The 25,092-nt window shown below is 72.4% G+C and carries 21 protein-coding genes and 1 pseudogene; 19 read left to right on the top strand and 3 right to left on the bottom strand.

Annotated features, from left to right (window positions below; genetic code table 11):
• From BJF83_RS13650 to BJF83_RS13615, 10 genes and pseudogenes are all read left to right on the top strand, one after another.
• On the top strand, window positions 1-972 hold the full coding sequence (locus BJF83_RS13650; RefSeq protein WP_262391532.1) for a DUF1702 family protein: 972 nt from the start codon (window positions 1-3) through the stop codon (window positions 970-972).
• A 57-nt stretch (window positions 973-1,029) separates the two neighbouring features.
• A pseudogene (locus tag BJF83_RS29135) lies at window positions 1,030-1,368 on the top strand (DUF1702 family protein); the annotation flags it as partial.
• A gap of 65 nt (window positions 1,369-1,433) precedes the next feature.
• Complete coding sequence (locus BJF83_RS29130) at window positions 1,434-2,063, top strand: DUF1702 family protein (protein WP_262391531.1); 630 nt, start codon at window positions 1,434-1,436, stop codon at window positions 2,061-2,063.
• Window positions 2,050-3,405: a cytochrome P450 gene (locus BJF83_RS13640; RefSeq protein ID WP_075926601.1), complete on the top strand. Its 1,356-nt coding sequence runs from the start codon at window positions 2,050-2,052 to the stop codon at window positions 3,403-3,405. Before BJF83_RS29130 ends, BJF83_RS13640 begins: the two co-directional genes overlap by 14 nt.
• Before the next feature lie 51 nt (window positions 3,406-3,456).
• A complete protein-coding gene (locus BJF83_RS13635) occupies window positions 3,457-4,026 on the top strand; it encodes a DUF5987 family protein (protein WP_075926600.1) in 570 nt (189 codons plus the stop codon).
• A complete protein-coding gene (locus BJF83_RS13630) occupies window positions 4,023-5,675 on the top strand; it encodes an FAD-dependent oxidoreductase (RefSeq protein ID WP_075926599.1) in 1,653 nt (550 codons plus the stop codon). Before BJF83_RS13635 ends, BJF83_RS13630 begins: the two co-directional genes overlap by 4 nt.
• 52 nt (window positions 5,676-5,727) lie before the next feature.
• Window positions 5,728-6,756: a carboxymuconolactone decarboxylase family protein gene (locus BJF83_RS13625; protein ID WP_075926598.1), complete on the top strand. Its 1,029-nt coding sequence runs from the start codon at window positions 5,728-5,730 to the stop codon at window positions 6,754-6,756.
• A complete protein-coding gene (locus BJF83_RS31100; protein WP_394329336.1) occupies window positions 6,753-7,025 on the top strand; it encodes a maleylpyruvate isomerase N-terminal domain-containing protein in 273 nt (90 codons plus the stop codon). The genes BJF83_RS13625 and BJF83_RS31100 overlap by 4 nt, the downstream gene beginning before the upstream one ends.
• Window positions 7,022-7,564, top strand: coding sequence for a maleylpyruvate isomerase family mycothiol-dependent enzyme (locus BJF83_RS13620; protein WP_394329337.1), 543 nt, complete (start codon window positions 7,022-7,024; stop codon window positions 7,562-7,564). Before BJF83_RS31100 ends, BJF83_RS13620 begins: the two co-directional genes overlap by 4 nt.
• Before the next feature lie 272 nt (window positions 7,565-7,836).
• Window positions 7,837-8,946 carry an IS630 family transposase gene (locus BJF83_RS13615; protein ID WP_143831886.1) on the top strand — a complete coding sequence of 370 codons (1,110 nt, stop codon included), beginning with the start codon at window positions 7,837-7,839 and terminating at the stop codon, window positions 8,944-8,946.
• 315 nt (window positions 8,947-9,261) lie between these two features.
• On the opposite strand, the gene BJF83_RS29125 is transcribed toward BJF83_RS13615, so the two are convergent.
• The gene (locus BJF83_RS29125) at window positions 9,262-10,365 is read right to left on the bottom strand and encodes an AMP-binding protein (protein ID WP_262391530.1); all 1,104 of its coding nucleotides are present in this window, start codon (window positions 10,363-10,365) and stop codon (window positions 9,262-9,264) included.
• On the bottom strand, window positions 10,290-10,979 hold the full coding sequence (locus tag BJF83_RS29120) for an AMP-binding protein (protein ID WP_262391529.1): 690 nt from the start codon (window positions 10,977-10,979) through the stop codon (window positions 10,290-10,292). The genes BJF83_RS29125 and BJF83_RS29120 overlap by 76 nt, the downstream gene beginning before the upstream one ends.
• 309 nt (window positions 10,980-11,288) lie before the next feature.
• Here BJF83_RS29120 and BJF83_RS29115 point away from each other — a divergent pair, with 309 nt between their 5' ends.
• From BJF83_RS29115 to BJF83_RS13600, 3 genes are read left to right on the top strand one after another with little or no spacing between them, the layout of a single operon-like run.
• Entirely contained in the window at window positions 11,289-13,973 is a 2,685-nt protein-coding gene (locus BJF83_RS29115; RefSeq protein ID WP_394329335.1) for a type I polyketide synthase, read from the top strand.
• A complete protein-coding gene (locus BJF83_RS29110; protein WP_262391527.1) occupies window positions 13,856-16,573 on the top strand; it encodes a KR domain-containing protein in 2,718 nt (905 codons plus the stop codon). Before BJF83_RS29115 ends, BJF83_RS29110 begins: the two co-directional genes overlap by 118 nt.
• Window positions 16,570-17,832 carry an FAD-binding protein gene (locus BJF83_RS13600; protein ID WP_075926597.1) on the top strand — a complete coding sequence of 421 codons (1,263 nt, stop codon included), beginning with the start codon at window positions 16,570-16,572 and terminating at the stop codon, window positions 17,830-17,832. The genes BJF83_RS29110 and BJF83_RS13600 overlap by 4 nt, the downstream gene beginning before the upstream one ends.
• A 291-nt stretch (window positions 17,833-18,123) precedes the next feature.
• Here BJF83_RS13600 and BJF83_RS13595 read toward each other — a convergent pair whose 3' ends face one another.
• Entirely contained in the window at window positions 18,124-18,747 is a 624-nt protein-coding gene (locus BJF83_RS13595; RefSeq protein ID WP_075926596.1) for a TetR/AcrR family transcriptional regulator, read from the bottom strand.
• 201 nt (window positions 18,748-18,948) lie between these two features.
• Here BJF83_RS13595 and BJF83_RS13590 point away from each other — a divergent pair, with 201 nt between their 5' ends.
• From BJF83_RS13590 to BJF83_RS13565, 6 genes are all read left to right on the top strand, one after another.
• Complete coding sequence (locus tag BJF83_RS13590) at window positions 18,949-19,896, top strand: PDR/VanB family oxidoreductase (protein WP_075926595.1); 948 nt, start codon at window positions 18,949-18,951, stop codon at window positions 19,894-19,896.
• Window positions 19,897-19,948: 52 nt separating this feature from the next.
• Entirely contained in the window at window positions 19,949-21,169 is a 1,221-nt protein-coding gene (locus tag BJF83_RS13585; protein ID WP_075926594.1) for a cytochrome P450, read from the top strand.
• Window positions 21,170-21,255: 86 nt separating this feature from the next.
• Complete coding sequence (locus BJF83_RS13580; RefSeq protein ID WP_394329334.1) at window positions 21,256-22,896, top strand: MFS transporter; 1,641 nt, start codon at window positions 21,256-21,258, stop codon at window positions 22,894-22,896.
• Window positions 22,897-22,975: 79 nt separating this feature from the next.
• Window positions 22,976-24,190: an aspartate aminotransferase family protein gene (locus BJF83_RS13575; protein WP_262391526.1), complete on the top strand. Its 1,215-nt coding sequence runs from the start codon at window positions 22,976-22,978 to the stop codon at window positions 24,188-24,190.
• 82 nt (window positions 24,191-24,272) lie between these two features.
• Window positions 24,273-24,566 (top strand): DUF1905 domain-containing protein, encoded by a 294-nt coding sequence (locus BJF83_RS13570; RefSeq protein ID WP_075926592.1) that lies wholly within the window; start codon window positions 24,273-24,275, stop codon window positions 24,564-24,566.
• A 29-nt stretch (window positions 24,567-24,595) separates the two neighbouring features.
• Window positions 24,596-24,979, top strand: a complete 384-nt coding sequence (locus tag BJF83_RS13565) for a VOC family protein (RefSeq protein WP_075926591.1) — start codon at window positions 24,596-24,598, stop codon at window positions 24,977-24,979.
• The last annotated feature ends 113 nt before the right edge of the window (window positions 24,980-25,092 follow it).

Below are 25,092 nucleotides of genomic sequence, written 5' to 3'. Positions count from 1 at the left end.
GTGGCCGGCCGGATCCCGCGCGCGGTGGCGCGCGCGCTGCTCGCACCTCCCCTGGCCGACGTCGGATTCGCTCGTCGGGGCTTCCCCGGTCGCGACTCGCCGGCGGCACGGAACCTGGAGCGGATTCCCGAAGCCGTGGTCTGCGGTTTCGAGTGGGGGATGGAGACACGACACCTCGGGGAGGCCGAACACCGCCTCGAGACGGTGGACGTCGCGCTGCGCGGGTTCGCCTACGAGGGGACGACCATGGCCTTCACCGTGCGCGACGCCCTCCCCGTCGGCGAGTCCGACCGCACCCGCGACCTCATGGACGGCCCGGCCAGACCGCACACCTTCCTCGCCTACATCGGGATCGGGTTCGCCATGGCCCGGCTCCCCCGGCGCCTGTGGCGAAGCGTCCTACCCGAACTGACGGACAACCCCTACCACCCAACCATGAGCTGGTTGGCCGTGGACGGTTACGGGTTCGACCTCGCCTACTTCGACACGCGGCGCTGGGTGGACCGCCAGGATACGCCCCACACGTATCCGTGGCTCGGCGCACCCGACTACTTCCCCCGGGCCTTCGACCAGGGGGTCGGGCGGGCGCTGTGGTTCATCCACGGCGCGCGGTGCGCGGCGGTCGCCGACGCCGTGCGCGCCTTTCCGGAACACCGCCGGTCCGACCTGTGGAGCGGGGTGGGACTCGCCGCCGCCTTCGCGGGCGGCGCCGAGTCCGGCCCGCTGACCGAACTGCTCGGCTCGGCCGGGCCGGACGCGCCCCACGTCGCGCAGGGGGCGGTGTTCGCGGCGAAGCGCGGGTGTACTCCGGATGCGTGCCCGACCACACCGCATCGTGGTCGTGCGCTCACCGGTCTGGGCACGGTCGCGGCGGCCGCGCTGGCCGACGACCACGCGGTGGAGCCGGGGGAGCGCGGCGGTGTGCCCGCCTACGAGGTATTGCGATCCGGAATTCGCGAACATTTCAGCTGACGTACCTCCGGGGCGTAGCAATCGCGAAGTAGCTCCGCACCAGCCGGTATCGGCAGCATGGAAAACGAAATCGACCGTGTCCGTCGCACGTGGCGGGAGGACGAAATGGCCAGTGTGATCGGTGTGCTCAGGCGCCGGATCATCACTCCGAAAACGATCGAGACCACGTTGGAGAAGCGTGGTTTCCACGACAAGGGTCCCGCTGGCCGTGACGTTCTGGAGACGGTGGGAAAATCGTTTCTGACCGGCCTCGGCGACGCTTTGGAGACGGGGGCGGCGGAACGGACCGATGAACGCCTGGCCTCGCTTCCGACCCGTTACAAGGGATTCGCCTACGAGGGCGCCGCGATGGGGCTCGCCCTGGTGGACGCGATGTCACTGGGGGGTGGGCGGACGCGGCGCTTCCTGGAGGGGCCGGGCGCACCCCACGTCTACATGGCCTACGTCGCATCGGGTGGGCCATGGCCCGCCTGCCCCGGCCGCTGTGGCCCGGCACCGGACACCTCGACCCCGTGCTCCGGTGGCTGGTCCACGACGGCTACGGCTTCCACCAGGCCTACTTCCACACCGGCACGCACGTCCACCGCCGCGTGCGGGACGGGCGCGCGGCGCGGTACACCGGGGACGGCCCCTACGCCCTCCGAGCCGCCGACCAGGGGATGGGCCGGGCACTGTGGTTCGTCGGGGGGACGGACCCCGACCGGGTCGCGGCCCTGATCGAGTCCTTCCCCGAAGGACGCCGGGCCGACCTCTACGCCGGAGTGGGGCTGGCCGCCACCTACGCGGGCGGCGCCGACACCGACGAACTGCGCCGGCTCCGCGACCGCGCGGGCCGCCACGGGCCCCACCTCGCCCAGGGCAGCGCCTTCGGCGCCGAGGCCAGGATCCGCGCGGGGCTCCTCGTCCCCCACACGGAGACCGCCACCGGGGTGCTGTGCGGCACGGACGCCGAGACGGCCGCCCGCGCCTCCCGCGACCTGCGCCCCGAAACCCTGGGGGCCGAGGACCCCGAACGTCCGTGGTACGAGGTGTGGCGCGCCCGGCTGGCCGACGAGTTCGCGCGCCGCGAGGGCGGGGGTGCGTACTCGTGACCGCGACGGACCGGCGACACCCCCCGCGCACCCCGCTCCGGGCGCGCCCGGCATGCTGCGCGACCTGCTCACCGACCGGCTGGCCATGATGTCCACCGCGGTCGAACGACACGGGGACGCCGTGCGCATGGCGGCCGGTCCCAAGACCCTCTACCTTTTCAACCACCCCGACCACGCCAAACACGTGTTGGCCGAGAACTGGGACAACTACCGCAAGGGCATCGGGCAGAGCCACGCCAGGCGGGCCCTCGGCGACGGGCTGCTCACCAGCGAGGGCGAGCGGTGGCGCGCCCAGCGCCGGACCATCCGTCCGGTGTTCCAGCAGCGCAGGATCGCCGGCCGGGCCGACGCGGTGGCCAAGGAGGCCGTCGCGCTGGCGGACCGGTTGCGGGCCAGGGCCGGGCGCGGGCCCGTGGACATGGTGGAGGAGACGACCGCCCTGACCCTGGGCGTCCTGGGCCTAACCCTCCTGGACACCGACCTGCACGGCTTCGACACCATCGGCTCGGCGTTCGCGGCGGTCCAGGACCAGGCCATGCTCGACATGATCACGATGAACGCGCTGCCGGTGTGGCTGCCGACGCGCACGCAGACCAGGTTCCGCCGGGCCCGGGCGGAACTCGCGCGGATCGTCGACCGGCTCGTCCAGGGGCGCACCGCCGCGGACGACGCGGACGACGCGCTCTCGCGGGTGCTGGCCGACGCCTCCGTGGAGCCGGACCCGCGGGTGCGTTCCCAACGGGTGCGCGACGAGCTGGTCACCCTCCTCCTGGCCGGTCACGAGACCACGGCCAGCACGCTGAGCTGGGCGCTCTACCTCGTGGACCGCAACCCGGGGACCGCCGAACGGCTCAGGGACGAGGCCAGGAGCGTACTCGGTGACCGGGCGCCGACCCACGAGGACCTGCCCAGGCTGACCTACACCTCGATGGTGGTCCAGGAGACCATGCGGCTGTACCCCGCGGTGTGGGTCCTGCCGCGCGTGGCGCTGGACGACGACGAGGTGGGCGGATACCACGTTCCCGCCGGGTCCGACGTCCTGATCTGCCCCTACACCCTGCACCGGCGCCCCGACGCGTGGCCGGACCCCGACCGCTTCGACCCTGAACGGTTCGCTCCGGGCCGCCGCGACGAGCGCCACCGCTACTCCTACATCCCCTTCGGGGCCGGACCGAGAGTCTGCGTGGGCAGCAACCTCGGGATGCTGGAGGCCGTCTTCGTGCTCGCGGTCATCGCGCGCGACCTGCGTCTCACCCTTCCGCCGGGCCGCCGGGTGGTACCCGAGGCCATGCTCTCGCTGCGTGTGCGCGGCGGTTTGCGGATGAACGTCCACACGCTCTAGGACGCCGACCCACGGCGCGCCCGGCCCCACCCACGACGACAGGAGACGACCATGACGGGCACCCCCGACGCGGACAGCGTCGAGACACGAACGCTGGAGGCGTTCGCCGACACCATCCTGCCCGGTGCGAAACGCGGTCCGGACGACGTGACCGTCGCAGGGCGCTCGCACGACGCCGGAGCGGTCGAGGCGGGTGCGCTGGAGTTGCTGCGGACCCCGGCCACGGGGCTGACCTCCGGGCTGGTCGGCCTCGTCGACCTCCTCAACGAGCACGCCGAACGCCACGAACGCGAGCACGGACTGGACCCGGGCTGCGACGACCAGCCCCCCTTCGTCCGGCTTCCCTTCGAACACCGCACCGCCCTCGTCCGCGCGCTCACCTCGCCCGGCCACCCGGAGAAGGAGTTCTGGGTGATGCTCGCGCTCTTTTGCAACATGGCCTACGACAGCGCCGCCCACACCAGCACCCCCGACGCCATCGCGGCCGGGCACCCCGGACTGACGGCCATGGGTTTCGCCGCTCCGGACGCGGACGGACTGCTGCGGTTCAAGGAGTACTCCTACGGCAGGCCCCTGGCCCGCCTCCACCCGGACACCACGCCCTCGGGGAGCCCCGCATGACCACCACGGAGAAGACCGACGTCCTCGTCGTCGGCAGCGGCTTCGGCGGCGCCATCACCGCCTACCACCTCGCGGCGGGGGGAGCGCGGGTCACCGTCCTCGAACGCGGCCCCTGGCTGGCGACCGAGGAGCTCCAACACGACTTCCTCCTCGGCTCCTCCTACACACGCGCCTTCGACTTCACCGTCGGGGACGGGATGAGCGTGCTCGGCGGCAACTGCGTGGGCGGGGGGAGCATGGTGTACTTCGCCGCGCTGCCCCGGGCACCGCGGTTCGTCTTCGAACGCCGGGGCTCCGTCGGGCGCCGCATGTGGCCCGCCTCGATCACCCGCGCCGCCCTCGACCCCTGGTACGACCGGGTCGCCGAGGCGCTGGGCGTGCGGACCCAGGACTGGTCCGACGTCAGCTACGCGGGCGGACTCTGGGGCGCGGCCTGCGACCACTCCGGGCGCACGGCCAACCCGGTGCCCGTCGCCATCGACAAGGACGCCTGCGTCAACTGCAACTGGATGATGGCGGGCTGCCGGTTCGAGGCCAAGAAGTCCCTGATATTCAACTACCTGCCCGCCGCCCTCGCCCACGGGGCGCGGATCCGCCCCCTGCACGAGGTACAGCGGATCGACCGCCTCGACGACGGCGGGTACCGGGTGCACTACAACGTCATCGACGACAGCGACTACCGGATCGTCGACGGCTCGGGCGCCATCGACGCCAAGATCGTGATCCTCGCGGCCGGAGCCGGGGCCACCCCCGTCATCCTCAAACGCTCCGAGGAGCGCCTGGGCGCCATGCCGCACGCGGTGGGACGGTACTTCTCCGGCAATGGGGAACGCCTCAACACCGCCGTCATCAACGAGGACCGGGTCTGCGACGTCCTGGGGCTGGCCCGCGACGACGAACGCGCCTACGAGGCGTTCCAGATCGGCAAGGGCCCGTGCGTGGCCAACTGGGACCGGCTGGACGCGTCGCTACCGGAGTACTCCCGGTACTCGCTCGAACAGCTCTACTTCCCCCCGGCCCTGGGCACCATCCTCGCCCAGGTCCCCGGAGCCCCGGCGCCGTCGTGGTTCGGCGCGGACAAGAAGGAGATGCTGCGCCGCTGGAAGTCGTGGCTGATCGTCTTCACCATGAGCGAGGACGACAACGAGGGCGTCTTCGGCGCGCCGCCCCCCACGGGCAACGCCGTGCGCCTGTCCCAGCAGATGCTGGGCCGCGGTCCGCTCACCTACCGGCCCACCCTCAACACCCAGCGCGGCTGGGACGCCTCGGACGCCGAGGTCAAGGAGATCCTGGAGAAGGACGGGATCGCCAGCGTCGCCCCGTGGACCAACGACCTCGTGGGGGCCTACACCGTGCACCCGCTCGCCTCGTGCCGCATCGGCGACGACCCGCACACCTCGGCCCTGGACGACCGCCACGAACTGCGGGGCCACCCCGGGATCTTCGTCACCGACGGCTCCTCCGTGCCGGGAGCCCTCACCGTCAACCCCGCGATGACCATCGCGGCCCTCGCCGAGCGCTCCGTTCCGGGCATCGTCGAGGCCGTCCGAGCACGCGGAGTCGACGTCACCTACGGCGCCCCCGCCCCCGACGGCGCCACGTCGGGGAGCGGGGACGTCCACCACCTGGTCGGTCGCCCGTACGCCTAGGGCGCGTCCGCCCACACCCGACCGCCGACGATCCGAGAAGGGGAGGAGGACCGTGCTCCGTACGATCCTGCGGGCGGCCGTGCGCCGGTCGCTGAACGAGGTGCGCCACATCCGCCCGGACCCGCCGGGCCGTGCGCGTGGTGAGGTCGCCGACCTCTACGGGCGGGTGGAACGTGACTTCGGGGTACTCACCCCGCCCGTGGCCATGCTCTCGCCCGCGCCCGAGTGCGCCGCGGCGACCTGGACGGCGTTGCGCGAGTCCCTCCTCGTCCCGGGGCGCACCGGGCGTGCCGAACGGGAGGCCCTCGCCACCGACGTGTCGCGCCGCAACGCCTGCCCCTACTGCGTGGAGGTGCACGGAGCCACCCTCGGTTCGCTCGGCGAGGGCGCGGCACCAGCCGGGACGTCCCCGAGACCGCCCGGGTCGTCCCCGCCCGCCGAGCGCGCCGAACTGGGCGCGGTCGAGCTGACCTTCCAGTACATCAACCGCATGGTCAACGTCTTCTTGCCGGACTCGCCCCTGCCCGACCTCGCGCCCGGGCCCGTGCGGGGGCCACTGCGCCGGGCCACCGGAGCGGTGATCGCCTCCGGGCACAGGCGGCCCCTCGCCCCCGACACCGCGTTGGAACTGCTGCCCGAGCGCGCGCGCCTCGCCCCCGCCCCCGACGACCTGCGCTGGGCCTGCGGGAACCCCCGGATCCTGCGCGTCCTGACCGGGGTCTGCGCCGCGGTCGACGCGGCCGGGGCCCGCACGCTCCCGGACACCGTGCGTGCCCTGACCACCCGCCACATCAGCGAACACGGGACCGAGCCCGCCGGGATCAGCCGAGCCTGGTCGGCAAAGCCCCTTGCCGCGCTGCCCGAGGCACACCGGCCCCTGGGGCGCCTGGCCCTGCTCACCGCACGCGCCTCGTTCCAGGTCGGCGACGACACCGTGGCCGAGTGCCGAAGGGCCGGAGCCGATGACGCCGACCTGGTCAGGGCCGTCTCCTGGGCGGCGATGACCGCCGCCCGCCACGCCACCGCCCGCGACCTCGCATCCGCACCCCACACCGCACCGAACCAAGGGAGACAGACGTGAACAACCTGCCCAACGTCATCACGGAACTGCCCGCCGTGATCGACGACCTGACCGCGGAGGCGGCCCGGATCGACGACCTCGTGGCCGACCTGGGGCCCGACGGCTGGGCACGGGAGACCCCGGCGGCGGGGTGGACCGTCGCCCACCAGGTCGCCCACCTGAGCTTCGTCTTCGCGCTCGCCGGGACCGCGGCCTCCGACGCCGAGGCGTTCGCGGCGATGACGGCCGAGGCGAGCCGGGACTCGACGGAGCGGTCAACGCCGTCCTGAAGACCTATCCGCTCGACGACCCCGAGCGCCTGCTCGCCCGCTGGCGGAAGGAACGCGACTTCGCGATCAAGGCGCTCGCGGCGGCCCCGGCCGATCAGCCGGTACCCTGGCTCGTGCGTCCGATCCCGCCGGGCGTCCTCGCCTGCGCGGGCATGATGGAGCTCTACGCCCACGGCCAGGACATCGCCGACGCGCTGGGCGTCACCCCCGAGCGCACCGACCGGATCGGCAACGTCGTGGGGTTCGCCGTGCTGACCTGGGAGTTCGGCTATCAGTCCCGTGGGCTCACCCCGCCGGACACCGAGTTCCGATTCGAACTGACCTCGCCCTCCGGCGCCAAGTGGAACTTCGGCCCGGCCGAGGCCGAACAGCGGATCACGGGCGACGCCGCCGACTTGTGCCTGTTGGTCACGCGCCGACGCCACCGCGACGACCTCTCCGTGACGGCGGAGGGGCCCGACGCCGACCGCTGGCTCGACATCGCCCAGGCCTACCGAGGCCCGGCCGGTCCGGGGCGCCGCCCCGGCCAGTTCGCCTAGTGTCCTGCGTCTGAAATCCCTAGGCTAAGTTGCTAGCCTGTTGTCATGTCGCCGGGTCCTCGTGCTGTTGAAGTCGCCCTGTCCCCTGAAGAACGCGCGGAGTTGTCCCGTTGGGCAAGCGGAGCGGTGGCGCCCCGGTTCGCGGAACGAGCGCGCATCGTGCTGGCGTGTGCGGACGGGGCGCGAACGCGCGTGTGGCCACGCAGGTCGGCGTCACGGTAGCCACGGTGAGAAAGTGGCGCGGGAAGTTCGCTGTCGAGCGCCTGGCCGGGCTGGCCGATGCCGCCCGCATCGGTCGGCCCAAGGCCGACCTGGTCCTGAGCGAGGCCGAACGGGGCCAACTGGAGCGCTGGGCCAGGCGGCCCAAGACCGCGCAGTACCTGGCGTTGCGCTCCAAGATCGTGCTGCGCTGCGCCCAGGGCGGGACCAACAAGCAGGCCGCGGCCGACCTGGGGGTGGACGCATCGACCGTGGACCGTTGGCGGGCCCGATTCGTCGCCAAACGCCTGGACGGCCTGCAGGACGAACCCCGCCCCGGTCGGCCGCCCTCCATACTGCTCGACCAGGTCGAGGACGTGGTGATCGCGACCCTGGAGTCCACACCGGGCCAGGACACGCACTGGTCGCGGGCGGCGATGGCCGAGCGCACCGGGCTGTCGAAGTCGACCATCGGGCGGATCTGGAAACGCTTCGACCTCAAACCGCACCTGCAGGATTCCTTCAAGCTCTCCACCGACCCGCAGTTCGTCGCCAGGGTTGTCGATGTCGTGGGCCTGTACCACAACCCGCCCGAGCGGGCGGTGGTGCTGTGCGTGGACGAGAAGTCCCAGATCCAGGCGCTGGACCGCTCACAGCCGGTGTTGCCGATGATGCCGGGCATGCCGGAGCGGCGCACCCATGACTACCTGCGGCACGGCATCACCAGCCTGTTCGCCGCCTTCAACATCGCCGATGGCACGGTCATCAGTGCCCTGCACCGCCGCCACCGGGCCATCGAGTTCAAGAAGTTCCTGGTCACGATCGACAAGGCGGTGCCCGCTGACCTGGACGTCCACCTGGTGTGCGACAACTACGCCACGCACAACACCGCCGAGATCAAGACGTGGCTGGGCAGGCACCCCCGCTTCCACGTTCACTTCACCCCCACGGGTTCCTCCTGGCTCAACCAGGTCGAGCGGTGGTTCGGCCTGTTGACCGACAAGCTCCTCCGCCGGGGCGTGCACACGTCCGTGCGGGCCCTGGAGAGGGACATCACCGCGTGGATCGACACCTGGAACGAGAGCCCACTTCCCTTCACGTGGGCCAAGACCGCCGAGGAGATCCTCAGCTCCCTGGCCGACTACCTCGCCAAGATCGGAACGGAACGCCAAGAATCCGAGTAAAAACACCCTGCCGTATTTCGGACGCAGGACACTAGGCAGTGCTTTTTGGGGCCTCCGCTCCGCTTCGGCCCGTGTTCGGCCGCCCGAAAGACAGGGATTCTTCATCCTCGGCCGCGCCTATCGCTCGTTCCTCGCTACGCGGCTTGCCTCGCCCGCCCGTCACCCTCCACCACCCTCAACGGACGCCTGCGGCGCAGACCTATCCATAAGAACCCTGTCGGCGCCCGAACGACACCCCCTTGAGTGTCCGTTCCGAGAACAGGCCCCAGGCGGCACCTATTGGGGCCTGCCGCTCCGCTTCGGCCGCCACCGCCCTCACCCGCCGCCCGGGGCCGACGGACCGTCGGCCCCGGGCGGCGTGGTCTCAGGCGGGCGGTGCGGCGGCCTGGGACGCAGTGCGCTCTTGTCAATCTTGCCCAGCGCCGTCACCGGGAGGGAGCCCACGGCGAGGAGGCGTTCGGGGAGTTTGAAGGCCGCGGCCCCGGCCGCGGACATCGCCTGGCGCACGTCCTCCAGCACCACCCGGTGGCCGGGGGAGGGCACGACGAACAGACAGATCCGCTCACCGAGCTCGTCGTCGGGGAAGGCCACCGCGGCCGCCCGCTGGACGCCCGCCGTGCGCAGGGCCAGGTCCTCCACCTCCTCCGCGCTGACCTTCTCGCCGCCGCGGTTGATGACGTCCTTCTCCCTACCGACGACGACCAGGTTTCCGTCGGGGCACAGGCGCACGATGTCGCCGGTCCGGTACCACCCGTCCCCGGTGAAGTGCCGCGCGTCGAGCTCCGGTGACCGGTAGTAGCCCCGGACGGTGTAGGGGCCCCGGGTGAGCAGTGCTCCCGGCACCCCCGTCTCCACGGGCTTTCCCCGCGGGTCGACGACCATGGTCTCGTCGTCGGGGCAGATGGGCCTGCCCTGGGTGTGGTGCACGACGTCGTCCGGGTCGTCGAGGCGGGTGAGGCAGAGCAGCCCCTCCGACATGCCGAACACCTGCTGGAGCGCGCAGCCGAGCTCGGGGCGGATTCGGCGGGCCGTGGCCGGGGCCAGACGGGAGGCGCCGACCTGGAGTAGCCGCAGCGAGTCCAGGCCGGCCGCAGGGCCGGACTCCCGGTACTCCAGCCAACGGGAGACGATCGCCGGAACCGCGGAGGTCGCCGTGACCCGCTCCCGTTCGATCAGTGTGAACACCGTCTCGGGGGTCGGCGACGGCGCGACCACCACCCGGCCGCCCGCCGCCAGGGCGCCCAGAACGCCCGGTCCGGTGTTGGGGAAACCGTGGGCGAGCGGAAGGACCGCGAGATAGGCCGTGTCCGGGCCGAACCCGCACAAGCTCCCCGCTCTCATGATCATGTAGGACAGGTCGTCGTGCGTGCGGGCGACGACCTTGGGCAGCCCGGTGGTCCCGCCCGAGAGTTTGAGCACCGCCACCGACCCCGGGTCCGGCGCGAACGGTCCATCGACGCGGAGGCCCGTTCGGGGTCCGGCGCGGGCGCGCACAGCTCCGCCAGGTCCAGGCCGCCGGAGAGCGGTGCCGAGGCACCGCCCACCACGACGTGTTCCACCCCCTCCACGGACCGGGCCGCCTCGTGCGCCGCGCCCTGGTGGTCGAAGCCGCGGAAAACGTCCGGCACGACGATCATCCTCGGCCCGGTGTGCGCGACCACCTCCGTGAGCTCGCGCAGCCGGTACTGGGGCAGGACCCATACCGGAGGCGCGCCGAGCCGCAGGCAGGCCACCGTCATGACGACGTGCTCCCACCGGTTCGGCAACTGGACGACGACCCGGTCCGCGGCGCGGACCCCCAGGTCGCGCATCCGCAGCGCGGCCCCGTCCGCGCGTGCCATCAGCTCGCGGAAGGTCATGCGCACGTCGCCGTCGACCAGGCACACGGCGTCGGGCCTGGCGCGCGCGGCCTCCGCGATCCGGGAGCCGAGCGGCCGCCCCTCCCAGTACCCCCTGGCCCTGTAGACCCCCGCCGCCTCCGTCGGCCACGGCACGAAGCCGTCCACGGGCGGAACCACTCTTGGGTTGGGCATGTCGTCTCCCGGTGTCCTGAGGGTTCGGTGCCCGGACGCCGCTCACCGGCGGGTCCCCGGGCGCGCTTCCCCGGCAGCCTAGGAAGGCCGACGTCCCACGATCCTCTCGATCATTGCTCGATCACCGCTTTCGGACAGCCCCTGTCCGTACAGCGCACGTGACAAGTAGTCATTTCGATTCTGGGTGCCCGAATCTGACTGCGAGGGGGACGCACGGCCGCCGCGGCGGCCCGTCCGCTCGGCGATTTGAATGGGAGCGAGGAGCCGATGCAAACAGCAGCAGCTGACGAGGCGGTCGCCATTGTCGGAATGGCGTGCAGATTCGCCCCCGACCTTCTCTCCGCGGAGGACTTCTGGCGCTTCCTCGTTGAGGGCGACAGCACCGTCTCGGACATGCCCGACAAACGGTGGAAGGCCTACGCGTCGAGTCACCCGAAGGCGACCACCGCCCTGCGCGAGACCGTTCTGAAGGGGTCCTTCCTCGACGACATCGAGGGCTTCGACGCGGACTTCTTCGGCATCTCGCCCAGGGAGGCCGACTTCCTCGACCCGCAACAGAGGTTCATGCTCGAACTCACTTGGGAGGCGCTGGCCGACGCGGGTATCCCCCCGCTGTCCCTGCGCGGCGGTCAGACGGGCGTGTACGCGGCCGCGAACTCCAACGACTACGGCCGCAGGCTGCTGGAGGACATCCCGCTCACGGGTGCCTACGCGGTCAACGGCACCACGTTCTACGGCATCGCGAACCGGGTCTCCTACTTCCTCGACCTGCGCGGGCCGAGCATGGCCGTGGACACCGCCTGCGCCGGTTCCCTGACCGCGCTGCACCTGGCGCGCGGGGGCCTGCTGTCGGGGGAGATCCCCCTGGCGGTCGTCGGCGGTCTCAACATCATGTCGACCCCGGCGCTCAACGTCGCCCTCAACGGCGCCGGAGCGATGTCCCCGGACGGCAGGAGCAAGGCCTTCGACCGCGACGCCGACGGCTATGGCCGCGGTGAGGGGGCGGGTGTGGTGGTGCTCAAGCGCCTCTCCGACGCCCGGCGCGACGGCAACCCCGTCCTGGCGGTCGTGCGCGGCAGCGGGGTCTTCCAGGACGGCCGCTCCGACGGGATGATGGCCCCCAACGGGAGCGCCCAGGAACACATGCTCCGCGAGGTCTACGAACGGGCGGGCATCGCGCCCGCCACGGTCGACTACGTGGAGGCGCACGGGACCGGAACGCCCTCCGGCGACGGTGAGGAGCTCACGGCGCTCGCCCGGGTCCTCGGTACGGGCCGCCCGGACGACAGGCCGTGCCTGATCGGCTCGGTCAAGCCCAACATCGGCCACATCGAGGGCGGCTCGGGGGTCGCCGGCGTGATCAAGACCGTGCTCGCCATGCGGCACGGCCGAATCCCCCGGAGCCTGCACGGTGCGCCCCACGACGGGATCGACTGGGACGGGAGCGGCCTGCGGCTGGTCGACGAGGTCGTGCCGTGGCCGTCCACCGGGAGCGCGCGACCGCGTAGGGCGGGTGTGTCCAGTTACGGCGTCGGTGGCACGATCTCGCACGTCCTCCTGGAACAGGACGTCGACGCCGGCTCCGGGGCGGCGCGGAGCGCGGACCGTCCGGCTCCCGGGAGGGCGACAGTCTTCCCCCTCTCCGCTGCCTCGGCGGCAGGGCTGCGCGGTCTGGCCGCGAAGGTCGCCGACTGGGTGGAGGAGCACCCCGACGCCTCCCTGGCCTCGGTCGGCCACACGCTGGCCCTGCGCCGTTCGCACCTGGCCCAGCGCGGCGCCGTCGCCGCAGACTCCCCCGAAGCGCTGGTGGAGGGCCTGCGCGATCTCGCGGAGGAACGAACCGGCCAGAGCGCGGTGTCGGACCGGGCCGCGGCCGACGACAGCGGCGTCACCTGGGTCTTCTCCGGACACGGCGCCCAGTGGACCGGTATGGGCAGGCGGCTCCTGACCGAGGAGCCGGTGTTCGCCCGTGCCGTCGACGCGCTGGCGGAGCCGTTCCGGGAGGTACTCGGCTGGACACCCCGCGAGGTGCTGACGGACGGGCGCACGTGGTCCGCGTCGCACGTCCAGGCGCTGACCTTCGCCGTCCAGGCCGGTCTCATCGAGGTGTGGCGCGACCGGGGGCTCACCCCGAGCGCGGTCATCGGGCACTCGGTCGGCGAGATCGCGGCTTGTGTGGCCGCGGGCGTGCTCGACCGCGACGACGCGGCCAGGTTCGCCTGTCGGCGGGCCTCGGCGCTCACCCGGCTGGAGGGCCGCGGGGCCATGGCCATGGTGGGCCTGGCGTTCGAGGAGGCCCGGACGCGGCTGGAGGGCGTCGTCGGCGTGGAGGCCGCGATCTCCGCGGCTCCGGAGTCGACCGTCGTCTCCGGGGGTGCGGCCGAGGTGGAACGGGTCACCGCCGCCTGGCGGGAGGAGGGGATCTGGGTCCGGGAGGTGGACTCCGACATCGCCTTCCACAGCGCCCAGACCGAGGAGGTGGTCGCCGAGGTCGAGGTGGCCGCGCGCCAGCTCACGCCCCGGCCCGCCTCCGTCCCCCTCTACAGCACCGCCATGGCCGACCCGCGCTCCGACGCGTCCCGGGACGGCGCCTACTGGGCGGCCAACCTGCGGCGCCCGGTCCGCTTCTCCGAGGCGGTGGCGGCCGCGCTGGAGGACGGCCACCGTCTGTTCCTCGAGCTCTCCTCGCACCCGGTCGTGGCCCACTCGATCAGGGAGGTCGTGCTCAAGCTCGGGATCGAGGACGCCGTCGTCGTCGGTAGCCTGCGCCGGGACACCGACGACCGGGCGGAACTGCTGACCAACCTCGCGCGGTTGTACTGCGCGGGCGCCGGGATCGACTGGTCGCGGGATCACGCGCCGGGGAGGCGCTGCCCGTGCCCGCGGCGGCGTGGCAGCACCGTCCGTTCTGGATCTTCCCCGAGGACCGCGCCGACGGTGGCACCGGCGGCGGCCACGACCCCCTCAGCCACAGTCTCCTCGGTGGACGGATGACCGTCAGCGGGTCGCCGACCCGCCGCGTCTGGCAGACCCGCCTGGACATGGACAGCCGCCCCTACCCCCAGAGCCACGGCCTGGTGGGGGTGGAGGTCACCCCGGCGGCATCCATCATCAACACCTTCGTGGCGGCCGCGGGTGAGGAGGGGACCTCGGCGCTCAGCGACATCGTCCTTCGCACGCCCCTGGCCGTCGACCCGCCCCGGGTGGTGCAGGTGGTCCGGGAGGGCCGGTCCCTCTCCCTCTCCACACGCGTCGCCGACACGACCGCCGACGACGAGGGAGATGCGTGGATCACGCACACCATGGCGGTCTCCGTGCCCGACGCCCGGCTCCCCGGGGGGACGATGGACGTGGACCCGCTCCGGTCCCGTCTGCCGGAGGGTCCCCTGGACCGCGCCGACCAGATGTTCGGCCGGATGGGTGTCGAGGGCTACGCCTTCCCCTGGGAGATGAGGGAACTGCGGTTCGACGCCGATGAGCAGTTCGCCCTCCTGGAGATGGAGCCCGCTCCCGCCACCCGGGCGAGCAGCTGGGCGCACGTCATCGACGGCGCCCTGACCGTCAGTGCGATGGTCGTGTCACCCGGGGACGCGTCCGTGCTGTGGATGTCGCGCTCGATCGACGAGGTCCGCTGGCGGGGCGAGCCCCCGGCCCGTATCCACGTGCACAGCACGCGCTCGCCGCGCTCACCACACGACACGGTCGACGTGCGCGTCGCCGACGAACACGGTGAGATCGTCTGCGAGGTCGCCGGGCTCCGCTTCGCCGCCGTCGACCACCTCGGCTCCACGGCCACTCCGAGGGACCTGGTGTACGAGGTGGTGTGGCGGCCCCTGGAGGAGGCCCTGACCGGCCAGACGGGACAGGAGGCCCTGGACCAGGTGGTCCTGGTCGGCGTGCCCGAACTGACCGCGCCCCTGGAGGAGGGGCTCACGGCGGCCGGGGTGCCGTGCGTCCGCGTGGCCGGGGCGGACGAGCTGGGAGCGGACACACTCACCAGGCCCGGAGCGGTCGTGGTGCTTCCCCCGCCGCCCCGGGAGGACGAGGCCCTGGAGGAGACCACTGAGCGGACGGTCATGACGCTGGTCCGCGCTGTGCAGCGGGTGGCGCGACTCCAGGCGGACACCTCGCGTCCGATCGCGACGCAGCGGGTGTGGTGCCTGACCAGGGGGGTGCGCTCCGCGCACGCGGAGGAGTCCCTCGCCCAGGGGCCGCTGTGGGGTCTGGCCCGCGTCGTCGCCGGGGAGCACCCCGACCTCTGGGGCGGGGTGGTCGACGTTCCGGAGCTGAACGGGAACATCGCCAAGCGGCTCCCCGGTGTGCTGCGCGACGTCTCCGGCGGGCTGGAGGACGTGGTCTCCCTCACTGAGGAGGGCGCCCACGCGGCACGGCTGTCCAGGATCGAGCGCAGCGCGGACCGGTCTCCGCTGCGCTGCTCGCCCGCGGGAACGGTGCTGGTCACCGGAGGCCTCGGCGCACTCGGACTGGAGACCGCCCGATGGTTGGTCGAACGGGGCGCGCGCCGGCTCCTCCTGGTCGGACGGCAGGCCCTGCCGGCCCGTGCGGAGTGGGCGTCGGTGAGCGACCCCGAGACTCGACGCAGGATCGACGGGGTGCTCGCGCTGGAGGCCCTGGGCGTGACGGTCAAGTTCCTCGGCCTCGACATCACCGACCACGCCGCCGTCGCCGCCGCCCTGGATCCCGACGTTTTGGACATGCCGCCGGTGACCGGTGTGGTGCACGCGGCGGGCGTGGTCAACGACGCGCTGGTGCACAACGTCGAGCCCGACGGGCTGCGTGAGGTGCTCGCGCCGAAGGTCGGGGGAGCGCTGGTGCTCCACCGCCTCTTCCCGCCCGGGAGCCTCGACTTCTTCGTCATGTTCTCCTCGTGCGGCCAGTTCGCCCGCCTGTCCGGGCAGGCGGCCTACGCCTCCGCCAACTCCTTCCTCGACGCCCTGGCGGCGCACCGCAACTCCGGCGGCGGCAAGGAGACGGTCAGCCTGGGGTGGACGGCCTGGCGCGGCGTGGGTCTGTCCTCGGACATCGGGACCGTGATGCTGGAGGCCAACTCGCGCGGACTGGAGGCGGTCTCGACCGCAGAGGCCTTGCGGGCGTGGGACTTCGGCACGCGCTTCCAGTCCGGCTACCAGGCCGTGCTGCGCGCGCTCCCCGCACCCTCGGGCGCGCTCCGGCCGCCGATGCTGCGCGACCTGGAGATCGCGGCCGAGGCGGCGGACTCCTCCGGCGAGTGGCTCGCGCACATCGCCGACCTGTCCGAGGAGGAGGCGCGCGAGCGCGTCTTCGCCGACGTGTGCGAGCAGGTGGCGGCCGAGCTCAACCTCGACCCCTCCGAGATCGAGCCGCGGCGCCCGCTGGTCGAGATGGGCGTCGACTCCGTCATGACCGTCGCCCTGCGCGTCCGCGTGCGCGCCAGGTACGGGACGGACCTGCCCCCGACCATCCTGTGGGCCAAACCGTCGGTGGAGGCCCTGGCCGACCACCTGTCCGGCGTCCTGCACCAGGGAGCCGAGGGCGGCGGGGAACCGGAGACCGACGGCTCCGCTCCCTCGGAGCCGGTCGGGGAACCGGCGTGACCATCGGCGGGGTCCCGTCCGCGTCCAGTATCGGCCTGCGCGGCGTGCTCAGCACGCGGGAGGACGATCTGGACGCGGCGGCCCGGGACTTCGGCAACATGGTCAGCCGCCGTCCGCTCGCCGTCCTGTACCCGGCCGACGCGGCCGACGTCGCCGCGGTGGCCCGGTTCGGGCGGAGCACGGGCACGACCGTCGTCGCGCGCGGCACGGGGCACTCGGTCGACGGCCAGGCCCAGGCCGAGAACGGGATCGTGGTCGACCTGAGGCCACTGTCCCGCGTCCGGGACCCCGCCGCCGACCGGGTCTCGGTGGACGCCGGGGCCCGCTGGAGCGACGTGGTGCGGACCACGCTGCGGCGGGGCCTGGTCCCGCCGGTCCTGCCGGACCTGCTCGACCTGTCCGTCGGGGGAACCCTGTCGGTGGGAGGGTTCGGCGGCGCGAGCCACCGGTACGGCTACGTCGCCGACAACGTCGCTGAGCTCGAGGTCGTCACCCCGGACGGGCGCGTGGTCGTCTGCTCGCCCGACCGGGCCCCCGACCTCTTCGACGCCGTGCGCGGGACCCAGGGAAGGTACGGCACCGTCACGCGTGCCACGGTCGGGCTGGTCCGGGCCGGGAGCACGGTGCATCGCCACCGGTTCGTGTACTCGGGGCTCGGCGCGTTCCTCGCGGACCAGAGGAGGATCGCGTTCGACGGTCGGTTCGACCACGTGGAGGGCCGACTCACCCTGGACCGGGCGGGGGTGTGGACCCACACCCTGGACGCCGCGGTGGTCGGGGACGGAGACGGCGCTCCGGGCGGTCGTGTCCCGCTCGACGGACTGCGTTGCCGGCGGAGCCCCGAGACGTGGTCCACGGCCCACGGCGACTTCCTCCACCGGTACGCGCCGCTCGTGGCGCAGGCCCGTCGGCTCGGGGGTTGGGAACGGGACCCGCATCCGCGCTACAACGTCCTGCTGCCAGGAAAGGTCGCCGAGACGGTTATTGCCGAGACCCTGGAGGGTCTGACCGCCGACGGCCTCGGCGAGGGCGGCAGCGTCCTCGTCCTGAGCTTCCCGACCGAGCGTCTGCGTGCCCCGGGCCTGCCCCGTGTACGCGACCCCCTCACCGTGCTCCTCGGGGTTCAGCGCACCGCCCCGCGCGACGACCCGGCCGTCCTGGAACGCATGCGGCGCTTCAACGACGCTCTGCGGGCGCGGGCGCTCGGGGTGGGCGGGTTCGACTACGCGGGCGGCGCCCGTCCGGCCCCCACCGGGTGACCGTTTCCCTCCGGGCGGCGGCCCGGAGGGAAACGTCCCTGGGCGTCGGGTGCCAGGCGGTGTTTTTCGGGGCCTGCCGCTGCGCTTCGGCCCGTGTTCGGGCGCCCTCAGGGCAGGGATGCTTCGTCCTCGGCTGCGCCTGTCGCTCGTTCCTCGCTCGCGGCTGGCCTCGCCCGACCGTCGCCCACTACCAACCTCAACGGACGCCTGCGGCGCGCAGACCTATCCATCAGCACCCTGTCGGCGCTCGGACGGCAATCCCCTCGGGTGACCGTTCCGAGAAAGCAGGTGCTAGGCGGTGAGCGAGTCGACGACCTGGACGACCACGTGGTGCCCGAGCGCGTCCATGGTGGCGCGGTCGTGGCCCCGCAGCGGCCCCCGAGTGGCCAGGTCCGCGAAACCGTGGACGGAGGACCAGCAGACCCACTCCGCGTTCGGCCGCCGTTCGGGTTTCAGCGCGCCCGCGGTGACCATGTCGTCGAGAGCCTGAAGCAGCAGCCGGAAGGGCGGGGGTACGCGCTCCTCGACCGGTTCGCGCCCCGACGCGGAGTCGTCGGTGAGGATGGCCAGTTCGAACCAACCGGGCTCGGACAGGGCGAACCGGATGTAGCCGAGACCCACCCCGCGGAGGTTGTGCACGGCCCGGTCGACGGGGTCGGCGTCGGTCGCGCCGGTGTCCATGTGGTCGAGCATCGACCGGGCGAGCTTGTCCTGGGCCCGCTCGGCGATGGCGAGCACGAGCGTCTCGCGGTCGGCGAAATGGCGGTAGGCGGCGTTGGGCGTCACCCCGACGGCGCGGGTGACCACGCGAAGCCCCAACGCGTCCGCCCCGCCCTCGCGCGCGAGTTCCAGGCCGACGTCGATCAGCGCCGTCCGCAGGTCCCCGTGGTGATAGGGGCGCTCGCCTCTGGCCATCGTCCAGGTCACCTCCGCGCCCAGTGTACAGCGTGAACTTTGCTGGTGGCGTGCGTGGTGGGCCGATGGGAGCGTTTCCCGGGGCCATACCGCAGCCACGAAGAAGACAGCCCGGCGGCCGCGGTGGAAGCGTGACGTCGGACCGGTCATTCGGGTGGGGCCCGTCCGAACCGCCGCGCGAGAGTGTCGAGGAGGTGGGACATGCCGGCACACGGGCTGACCCTGCGTGTGGTGTCCAAGGAATCAGCGGCGGAGGGGGTGGTCGTGCTCGTGCTCGAACACGCGAACCGCGCCCGGCTCAGGGACTGGACCCCCGGAGCGCACATCGACCTGGTGCTGCCCGACGGCACCGTTCGCCCGTACTCCCTGTGCGGGGACCGCTGGGACCCCTACCAGTACCGGATCGCCGTCCTGCGCGAGCCCGACGGCAGGGGCGGTTCGGCCTACGTCCACGACCGGCTCCGGGTCGGAGACGTGGTCGGTGTGGGCGGGCCGCGCAACAACTTCCCCATGGTGCCCTCGGAGCACTACCTGTTCCTCGCCGGGGGCATCGGGATCACCCCCCTCCTGCCCATGATCCACCAGGCGGACCTGATCGGAGCGGACTGGCGCCTGGTCTACGGCGGGCGCCGCCGCGCGTCGATGGCCTTCCTCGACGAACTCGCCCGTCACGGCGACCGCGTCGACGTCGTCCCTGAGGACGAGAGGGGCCGCCCCGACCTCGGGCGCCGGCTGGGAGAACCGCGCGAGGGCCTGCGGGTCTACTGCTGCGGTCCCGCCGGAATGATCCGGGCCGCGGAACGGGTGTGCGGGCCCTGGCCCGCCCCGACCCTGCGCACCGAGCGCTTCACCGCCCGGACCCCGAGGGCGGCGGCGCAGGACACGCCCTTCGAGCTGGTCCTGGCGCGCACGGGCAGGCGGGTGACCGTCACACCGTCCCAGACGGTGGTGGACGCCCTGCGGTCGGTCGGCGTGGACCGGCTGACGTCGTGTGAGTCGGGCACCTGCGGGACGTGCGAGGCGGCCGTGGTCTCCGGTGAGGTGGACCACCGCGACTCCCTGTTCTCCGAGGAGGAGCGCCAGGCCGGGGACCGCATGCTTCCGTGCGTCTCCCGCTCGTTCGGCGACCGGCTTGTCCTGGACATCTGAGACGACCGGCCCGGCCGCCCCGGCGTCCGGCCCGCCAGGGAGGAGACCCACCGTGACCCAGATCCGCGCCGAGGAGGCACCGCCGACCCTCGGGACCGACCCCTTCGCCCCCGACGTGCTCGAGGACCCGCACCCGTTCGAGTCGACGCTGCGCGAGGCGGGACCACTGGTGTACCTTAGTGCCCACGACGTCTACGGGATGGCCAGGTACGAGCAGGTGTACGAGGCCCTGCGCGACTGGCAGGGCCTGGAGTCCGGAGCCGGGGTCGGCCTGTCGAATTTCCGCGTCGTGCGGCCCTGGCGCGCGCGAAGCGTCCTGTTGGAGGCGGATCCCCCCTGGCACGACGCGCCCCGACGCGTCCTGGCCGACCTGCTCGGTCCCCGTACCCAGCGGAGTCTGCGCGCGCGCTGGACGGACCAGGCCGCGGAGCTGGTCGACCGTCTGCTGCCGAGGGGGACCGTCGTCGAGTTCGACGCCGTCCCCCGCCTGGCGGAGGCGTTCCCGCTGCGGGTGGTCCCCGACGCGCTCGGCATCCCCGAGGCGGGCCGGGAGAACATGCTGCCCTTCAGCGACTTCCTGCTCAACGCCTTCGGTCCGCGCAACGACCTGGTCCGGGCGCAGGCGCACCGGGCCAGGGAACTGTCCGAGTGGGTGGACGCCCGCTGCGCCCGGGAGGTCCTCGCCGAGGGCGGGTTCGGCGCGCGGATCTGGGCGGCCGCCGACCGGGGCGACATCACCCCGGAGCAGGCGCCGCTGGTGGTGCGCTCGCTCTTCGCCGCCGGTGTCAACAGCACCGTGCACGCGCTCGCCTCCCTGCTGTACGCGCTCGCGACCCACCCCGCGCAGTGGGAGCGCCTGCGCGCCGAACCGGACCTGGTGCGCGTGGCGTTCGACGAGGCCGTGCGCTGGGCCGCGCCCGTGCAGACGTTCTTCCGGACGGCCACGCGCGGTGTCCGGCTCGGCGGTCACGTGATCCCCGACGGTTCCAAGGTGCTGCTGTTCCTCGGCGCCGCCAACCGCGACCCGCGCCGTTGGGCCGATCCCGACGCGTTCGACCTGGGCCGCGACCCGTCCGGCCACCTCGGTTTCGGTTTCGGCCTGCACCAGTGCGTGGGCCAGAACCTCGCGCGTCTGGAGGCGGAGTGCCTACTCCGGGCGCTGGTGGACCGGGTGGAGACGATCGGGATCGCCGATACGCCGCGCCGCCGCCCCAACAACACCCTGCGCGCGTGGGAGTCGGTTCCGGTGCGCATGCGCACGTCCCGTGCGTGAGAAACCGGTGTACTTCGAACATGTGATTGCTTCGCCGAACAGCTAGGTATACGCTGTGAACATCCGAAAAGGGGGAGCGTCCAGAAGTGTGTCGAGCCCATGGCTCGACCAATACAAGGCGCATTTCGGGCATTTCTGGAACAGGCGACGAACAAGGGAGTAATCGCGTGGTAACGGCAGATCCGCAGCAGGGATCGTCGAGAGACGACGGTCCACGGCAGCAGGCGGACCCCCGACGATGGTGGATCCTCGCCCTCCTGTCGAGTCTGCAACTCATGATCCTGTTGGACATGACCGTCGTTAACGTCGCCCTCCCGAGGATTCAGGAGGGACTCGGCTTCTCACCCTCGGGTCTGACCTGGGTCGTCAACGGATACGTCCTCGCGGCCGGCGGCCTGCTGATGCTGGGCGGCCGCCTGGCCGACTTCTTCGGCCGACGGCGCGTCCTGCTCATCGGTGTGGTCGTCTTCGGCCTCGCCTCGGCCCTGTCGGGCGCCGCGACCGCCCCGTGGATGATGATCGTCGGCCGCTTCGGCCAGGGGACCGCCGAGGCGCTCGTCGCCCCCGCCTCCCTCGCTCTGATCGCCCTGCTGTTCACCGACCCCAAGGAGCGCACCAAGGCGCTGGGACTGTGGGGCGGGCTCGCAGGGATCGGCGGCGCGCTCGGCTACGTCCTCTCCGGCGTCCTGACCGACCTCGCCTCCTGGCGTTGGATCTTCTTCATCAACCTGCCCGTCGCCCTCGTCGTCCTGTTCCTGGTCCCCCGCTTCGTCGCGGAGAGCCGTATGGCGCGGGGCAAGGACGACAGCCTCGACGTCGTCGGCGCGGCGACCCTGACCCTGGGACTGGTCGGCGTGGTCTACGGGCTCCTCCAGGCCGCCGAGCGCTCCTGGGGCTCGCTCCAGGTGCTGGCGCCCCTCGTCGTCGGCGCCGCTCTGCTGGCGCTGATGGTGGTGGTCGAGCGCAGGTCGCGCAACCCCCTCATCCCGCTCGACTTCTTCGCCAACCGGACGAGGTCGACCATCAACCTCGTCTCCCTGCTCTTCATGGCGGCGTTCATCTCCTACACGTTCATGATGAGCCTGTTCAACCAGCAGATCCTGGGGCTCTCCCCGCTGATGGCCGGTCTGGCCTGGCTCCCGCTGACCGTCGGTATCCCGGTCGGCCTCGGGGTGAGCACCGCGCTGGTCCCGCGCCTGGGCGTCAAGGTGGTGGCCGCGCTCGGCTACGCCGGAGCCGGGGGCGGTCTGATCCTGACGAGCATGGTCACGCCGGACAGCTCCTACTTCCTGGGCGTCGTACCGGGGATGCTGGTCTTCGGACTGTTCGCCGGGCTCAGCATGCCGGCCTCGCTCAACGCCGCGCTGCACGGGGTCACCGGCCAGGACTCCGGTCTGGCCTCCGGGGTGCTCACCACCATGCAGCAGGTCGGCAGCGCGACCGGTGTGGCCGTCCTGGTGACCCTCGCGATCCGCCACGCCGAGACCGCGATCGAAGCCGGCGCCTCCGCCCCGGTGGCGGCGGCCCAGGGATACTCGCTCGCCTTCCTCATCGGGGGCGTGCTCATGATCATCGGGGGACTCGTCATCCTCGCCCTGTTCGAGAGGGTCGACACCGAACTGAGCGACCCCATGGTGGCGAAGGCCGCGGCGTACGAGTCCACCGAGGACGAGCCGGATCAGCCGGGCGGGGCCGCGGAGCCGAGCACGCGGGAGGGATCGTCGTGACCGAGGCCCTGGGGACCGACCCGTCCGCGGTGACGGAGGCGGACCGGGAGGCGCTGCTCGCCCTCGACGCGGAACATCTGTGGCACCCCTGGTCGCGACCCGCGTCAACCCGGACACCGTCGTCGCCGTCGCCGGCCAGGGGTGCGAGGTCGAGGACGCGGACGGACGCCGCTACCTCGACGCCAAGTCCTCGGGGTTCAACGCGACCCTGGGCTACGGGCGCCGCGAGGTGGTCGACGCGGTCGGCGCGCAGCTGTCCCGGTTGATGACCTACGACCTGGGCGAGGGCTCCACCGCCCCGGCAATCCGACTGGCGCGGCGCATCGCGGAGCTGGCCGGCCCGCCGCTGACCCGCACCTTCTTCTGCAACAGCGGTTCCGAGGGCGTCGAGGCGGCGATCCGCATCGTGCGCTTCTACCACGCCGCCCTCGGGCACCCGGAGCGGAGCACGGTCGTCTCGCTGCGCGGCGCCTACCACGGTTCGACTCTGGGAGCCGCCGCGTGCGCCCCCGCGCCGTCGCCCGTCTCCGAGGAGGTGGGGCCGCCCGGCTTCGCGTCCGTACCCGAACCGGAGGGCGACAGCGGGCCGGAGGGCGTGGCACCGCTACGCGCCCACCTGGAGGCCCACGGGGACCGCACCGCGGCCGTGCTGATCGAACCGGTGCAGGCGCGCGGCGTGCGCGTGCTGCCCGACGACTACCTCCGGGCGGTGCGCGAGCTGTGCGACCGCCACGGCGTCCTGCTGGTCCTGGACGAGGTGACCACGGGGTTCGGCCGGACCGGGGCGATGTTCGGCCACCAGCACTCGGGGGTCCGCCCGGACGTGCTCGTGACCGGCAAGGGCCTGACAGCCGGATACATGTCCCTGGCGGCCGTCACCACCACCGAGCACGTCTTCGGCGTCTTCGACCGGAACAAGGCCAGGGCCGGGTTCGTCCACGGCCACACCCACTCCGGGCACGCCGCCGCGTGCGCGGCCGGACTCGCGGTTCTGGACGTCCTGGAGGAGCGGCGGTTGGTGTCCAACGCCCGTGAACGCGGTGCGCAACTGCTCGCGGAGCTGGACAGGGCCAGATCGGCGGCGTCGGTCCTCGACGTCAGGGGACGGGGACTGCTGGTCGCCGTCGAGATGGACGACCCCCGTCAGGCCTCGGCCGTGCGCCGGTCCATGCGGGAGGCCGGCGTCCTGGCCAGGCGCACCGGGGCGAGCATCGTCCTGGCGCCACCGCTGATCGTCACGGCCGCTGAGACGGAGCGGATATCGACGGCACTGACGACCGCCGTGCGGTCATAGGACACGCCCTGTGCCGGGCCGCCCGACTACGGGCGGCCCGGCACGGCACGGCGGCACGAATCCACGGAACAAGGGAGGCGACATGCCCGCGGAACCACGACCCGCGCAGGAGATCGACAACACCTTCACCCAGAAGATCATCAAGGAGGACAACAGCGGCTGGGCCTGCGTGATCGTCCCCGACTCGGGAGAGTTCTTCGGGACGAGGAAGGCCGTCAAGGTGGCGGGAACCATGGACGACCAGGAGTTTCAGGCCACCATGCTCCCCATGGGCGACGGCACCCACATGCTTCCGGTCAAGGCCGCCCTGCGCAAGAAACTCGGCAAGGACCTCGGTGACGAGATCACCGTCCGTCTGCGCCAACGCCTCAACTGACCCGCCGCGAAAGGAACAGGAGACCGAGCATGGCCGACAACGACGCCGCCGAGAACGCGAAGAACCCCACGCCCGCCACCCCGGGATGGTTCGACATCTCCACCCCGGACTCCGCCCGGACCAAGGAGTTCTACCGGGAGATGTTCGGCTGGCAGATCAACTCCCTGGACGAGACCTACGCCCTGGTGAGCTCCGACGGCGGGGCGCCCGCCGGGGGCATCGGCCAGGCGGGGCCCGACAGCCCCTACCTGGGCTTCGTCGCCTTCTTCCCGGTGGAGGACGTGGAGACCGCCCTGGCCCGGGCGGAGAAGCTCGGCGGGACCACGGCGCTGGCTCCCACGGGCACGCCCGACGGGCGCATCGCCGCCTTCACCGACCCGGACGGGAACACCATCGGCCTCATGAGTCCGTGACCCCACGGGACTGAACGGATCCGTCCCCGGGCCCGGCCACGACCCCGGTCGTGACGGGCCCGGGTGCGTTCCGCAGGGAACGCACCCGGGCCCCGAAGGTGGTCACCGGGAGA

The sequence above is a fragment of the Nocardiopsis sp. CNR-923 genome, from assembly GCF_001942255.1.
GTDB lineage: Bacteria > Actinomycetota > Actinomycetes > Streptosporangiales > Streptosporangiaceae > Nocardiopsis.
This window is presented reverse-complemented; position numbering and strand designations above follow the sequence as displayed.

What these genes read in the sequence shown, in the direction of transcription:
- BJF83_RS13595 (WP_075926596.1), bottom strand. Translation starts at nt 18,747, where the DNA reads ATGGCCAGAGGCGAGCGCCCCTATCACCACGGGGACCTGCGGACGGCG.
- BJF83_RS13630 (WP_075926599.1), top strand. Translation starts at nt 4,023, where the DNA reads ATGACCACCACGGAGAAGACCGACGTCCTCGTCGTCGGCAGCGGCTTC.
- BJF83_RS29130 (WP_262391531.1), top strand. Translation starts at nt 1,434, where the DNA reads ATGGCCCGCCTGCCCCGGCCGCTGTGGCCCGGCACCGGACACCTCGAC.
- BJF83_RS13590 (WP_075926595.1), top strand. Translation starts at nt 18,949, where the DNA reads ATGCCGGCACACGGGCTGACCCTGCGTGTGGTGTCCAAGGAATCAGCG.
- BJF83_RS13565 (WP_075926591.1), top strand. Translation starts at nt 24,596, where the DNA reads ATGGCCGACAACGACGCCGCCGAGAACGCGAAGAACCCCACGCCCGCC.
- BJF83_RS29120 (WP_262391529.1), bottom strand. Translation starts at nt 10,979, where the DNA reads ATGCCCAACCCAAGAGTGGTTCCGCCCGTGGACGGCTTCGTGCCGTGG.
- BJF83_RS29115 (WP_394329335.1), top strand. Translation starts at nt 11,289, where the DNA reads ATGGCGTGCAGATTCGCCCCCGACCTTCTCTCCGCGGAGGACTTCTGG.
- BJF83_RS13570 (WP_075926592.1), top strand. Translation starts at nt 24,273, where the DNA reads ATGCCCGCGGAACCACGACCCGCGCAGGAGATCGACAACACCTTCACC.
- BJF83_RS13635 (WP_075926600.1), top strand. Translation starts at nt 3,457, where the DNA reads ATGACGGGCACCCCCGACGCGGACAGCGTCGAGACACGAACGCTGGAG.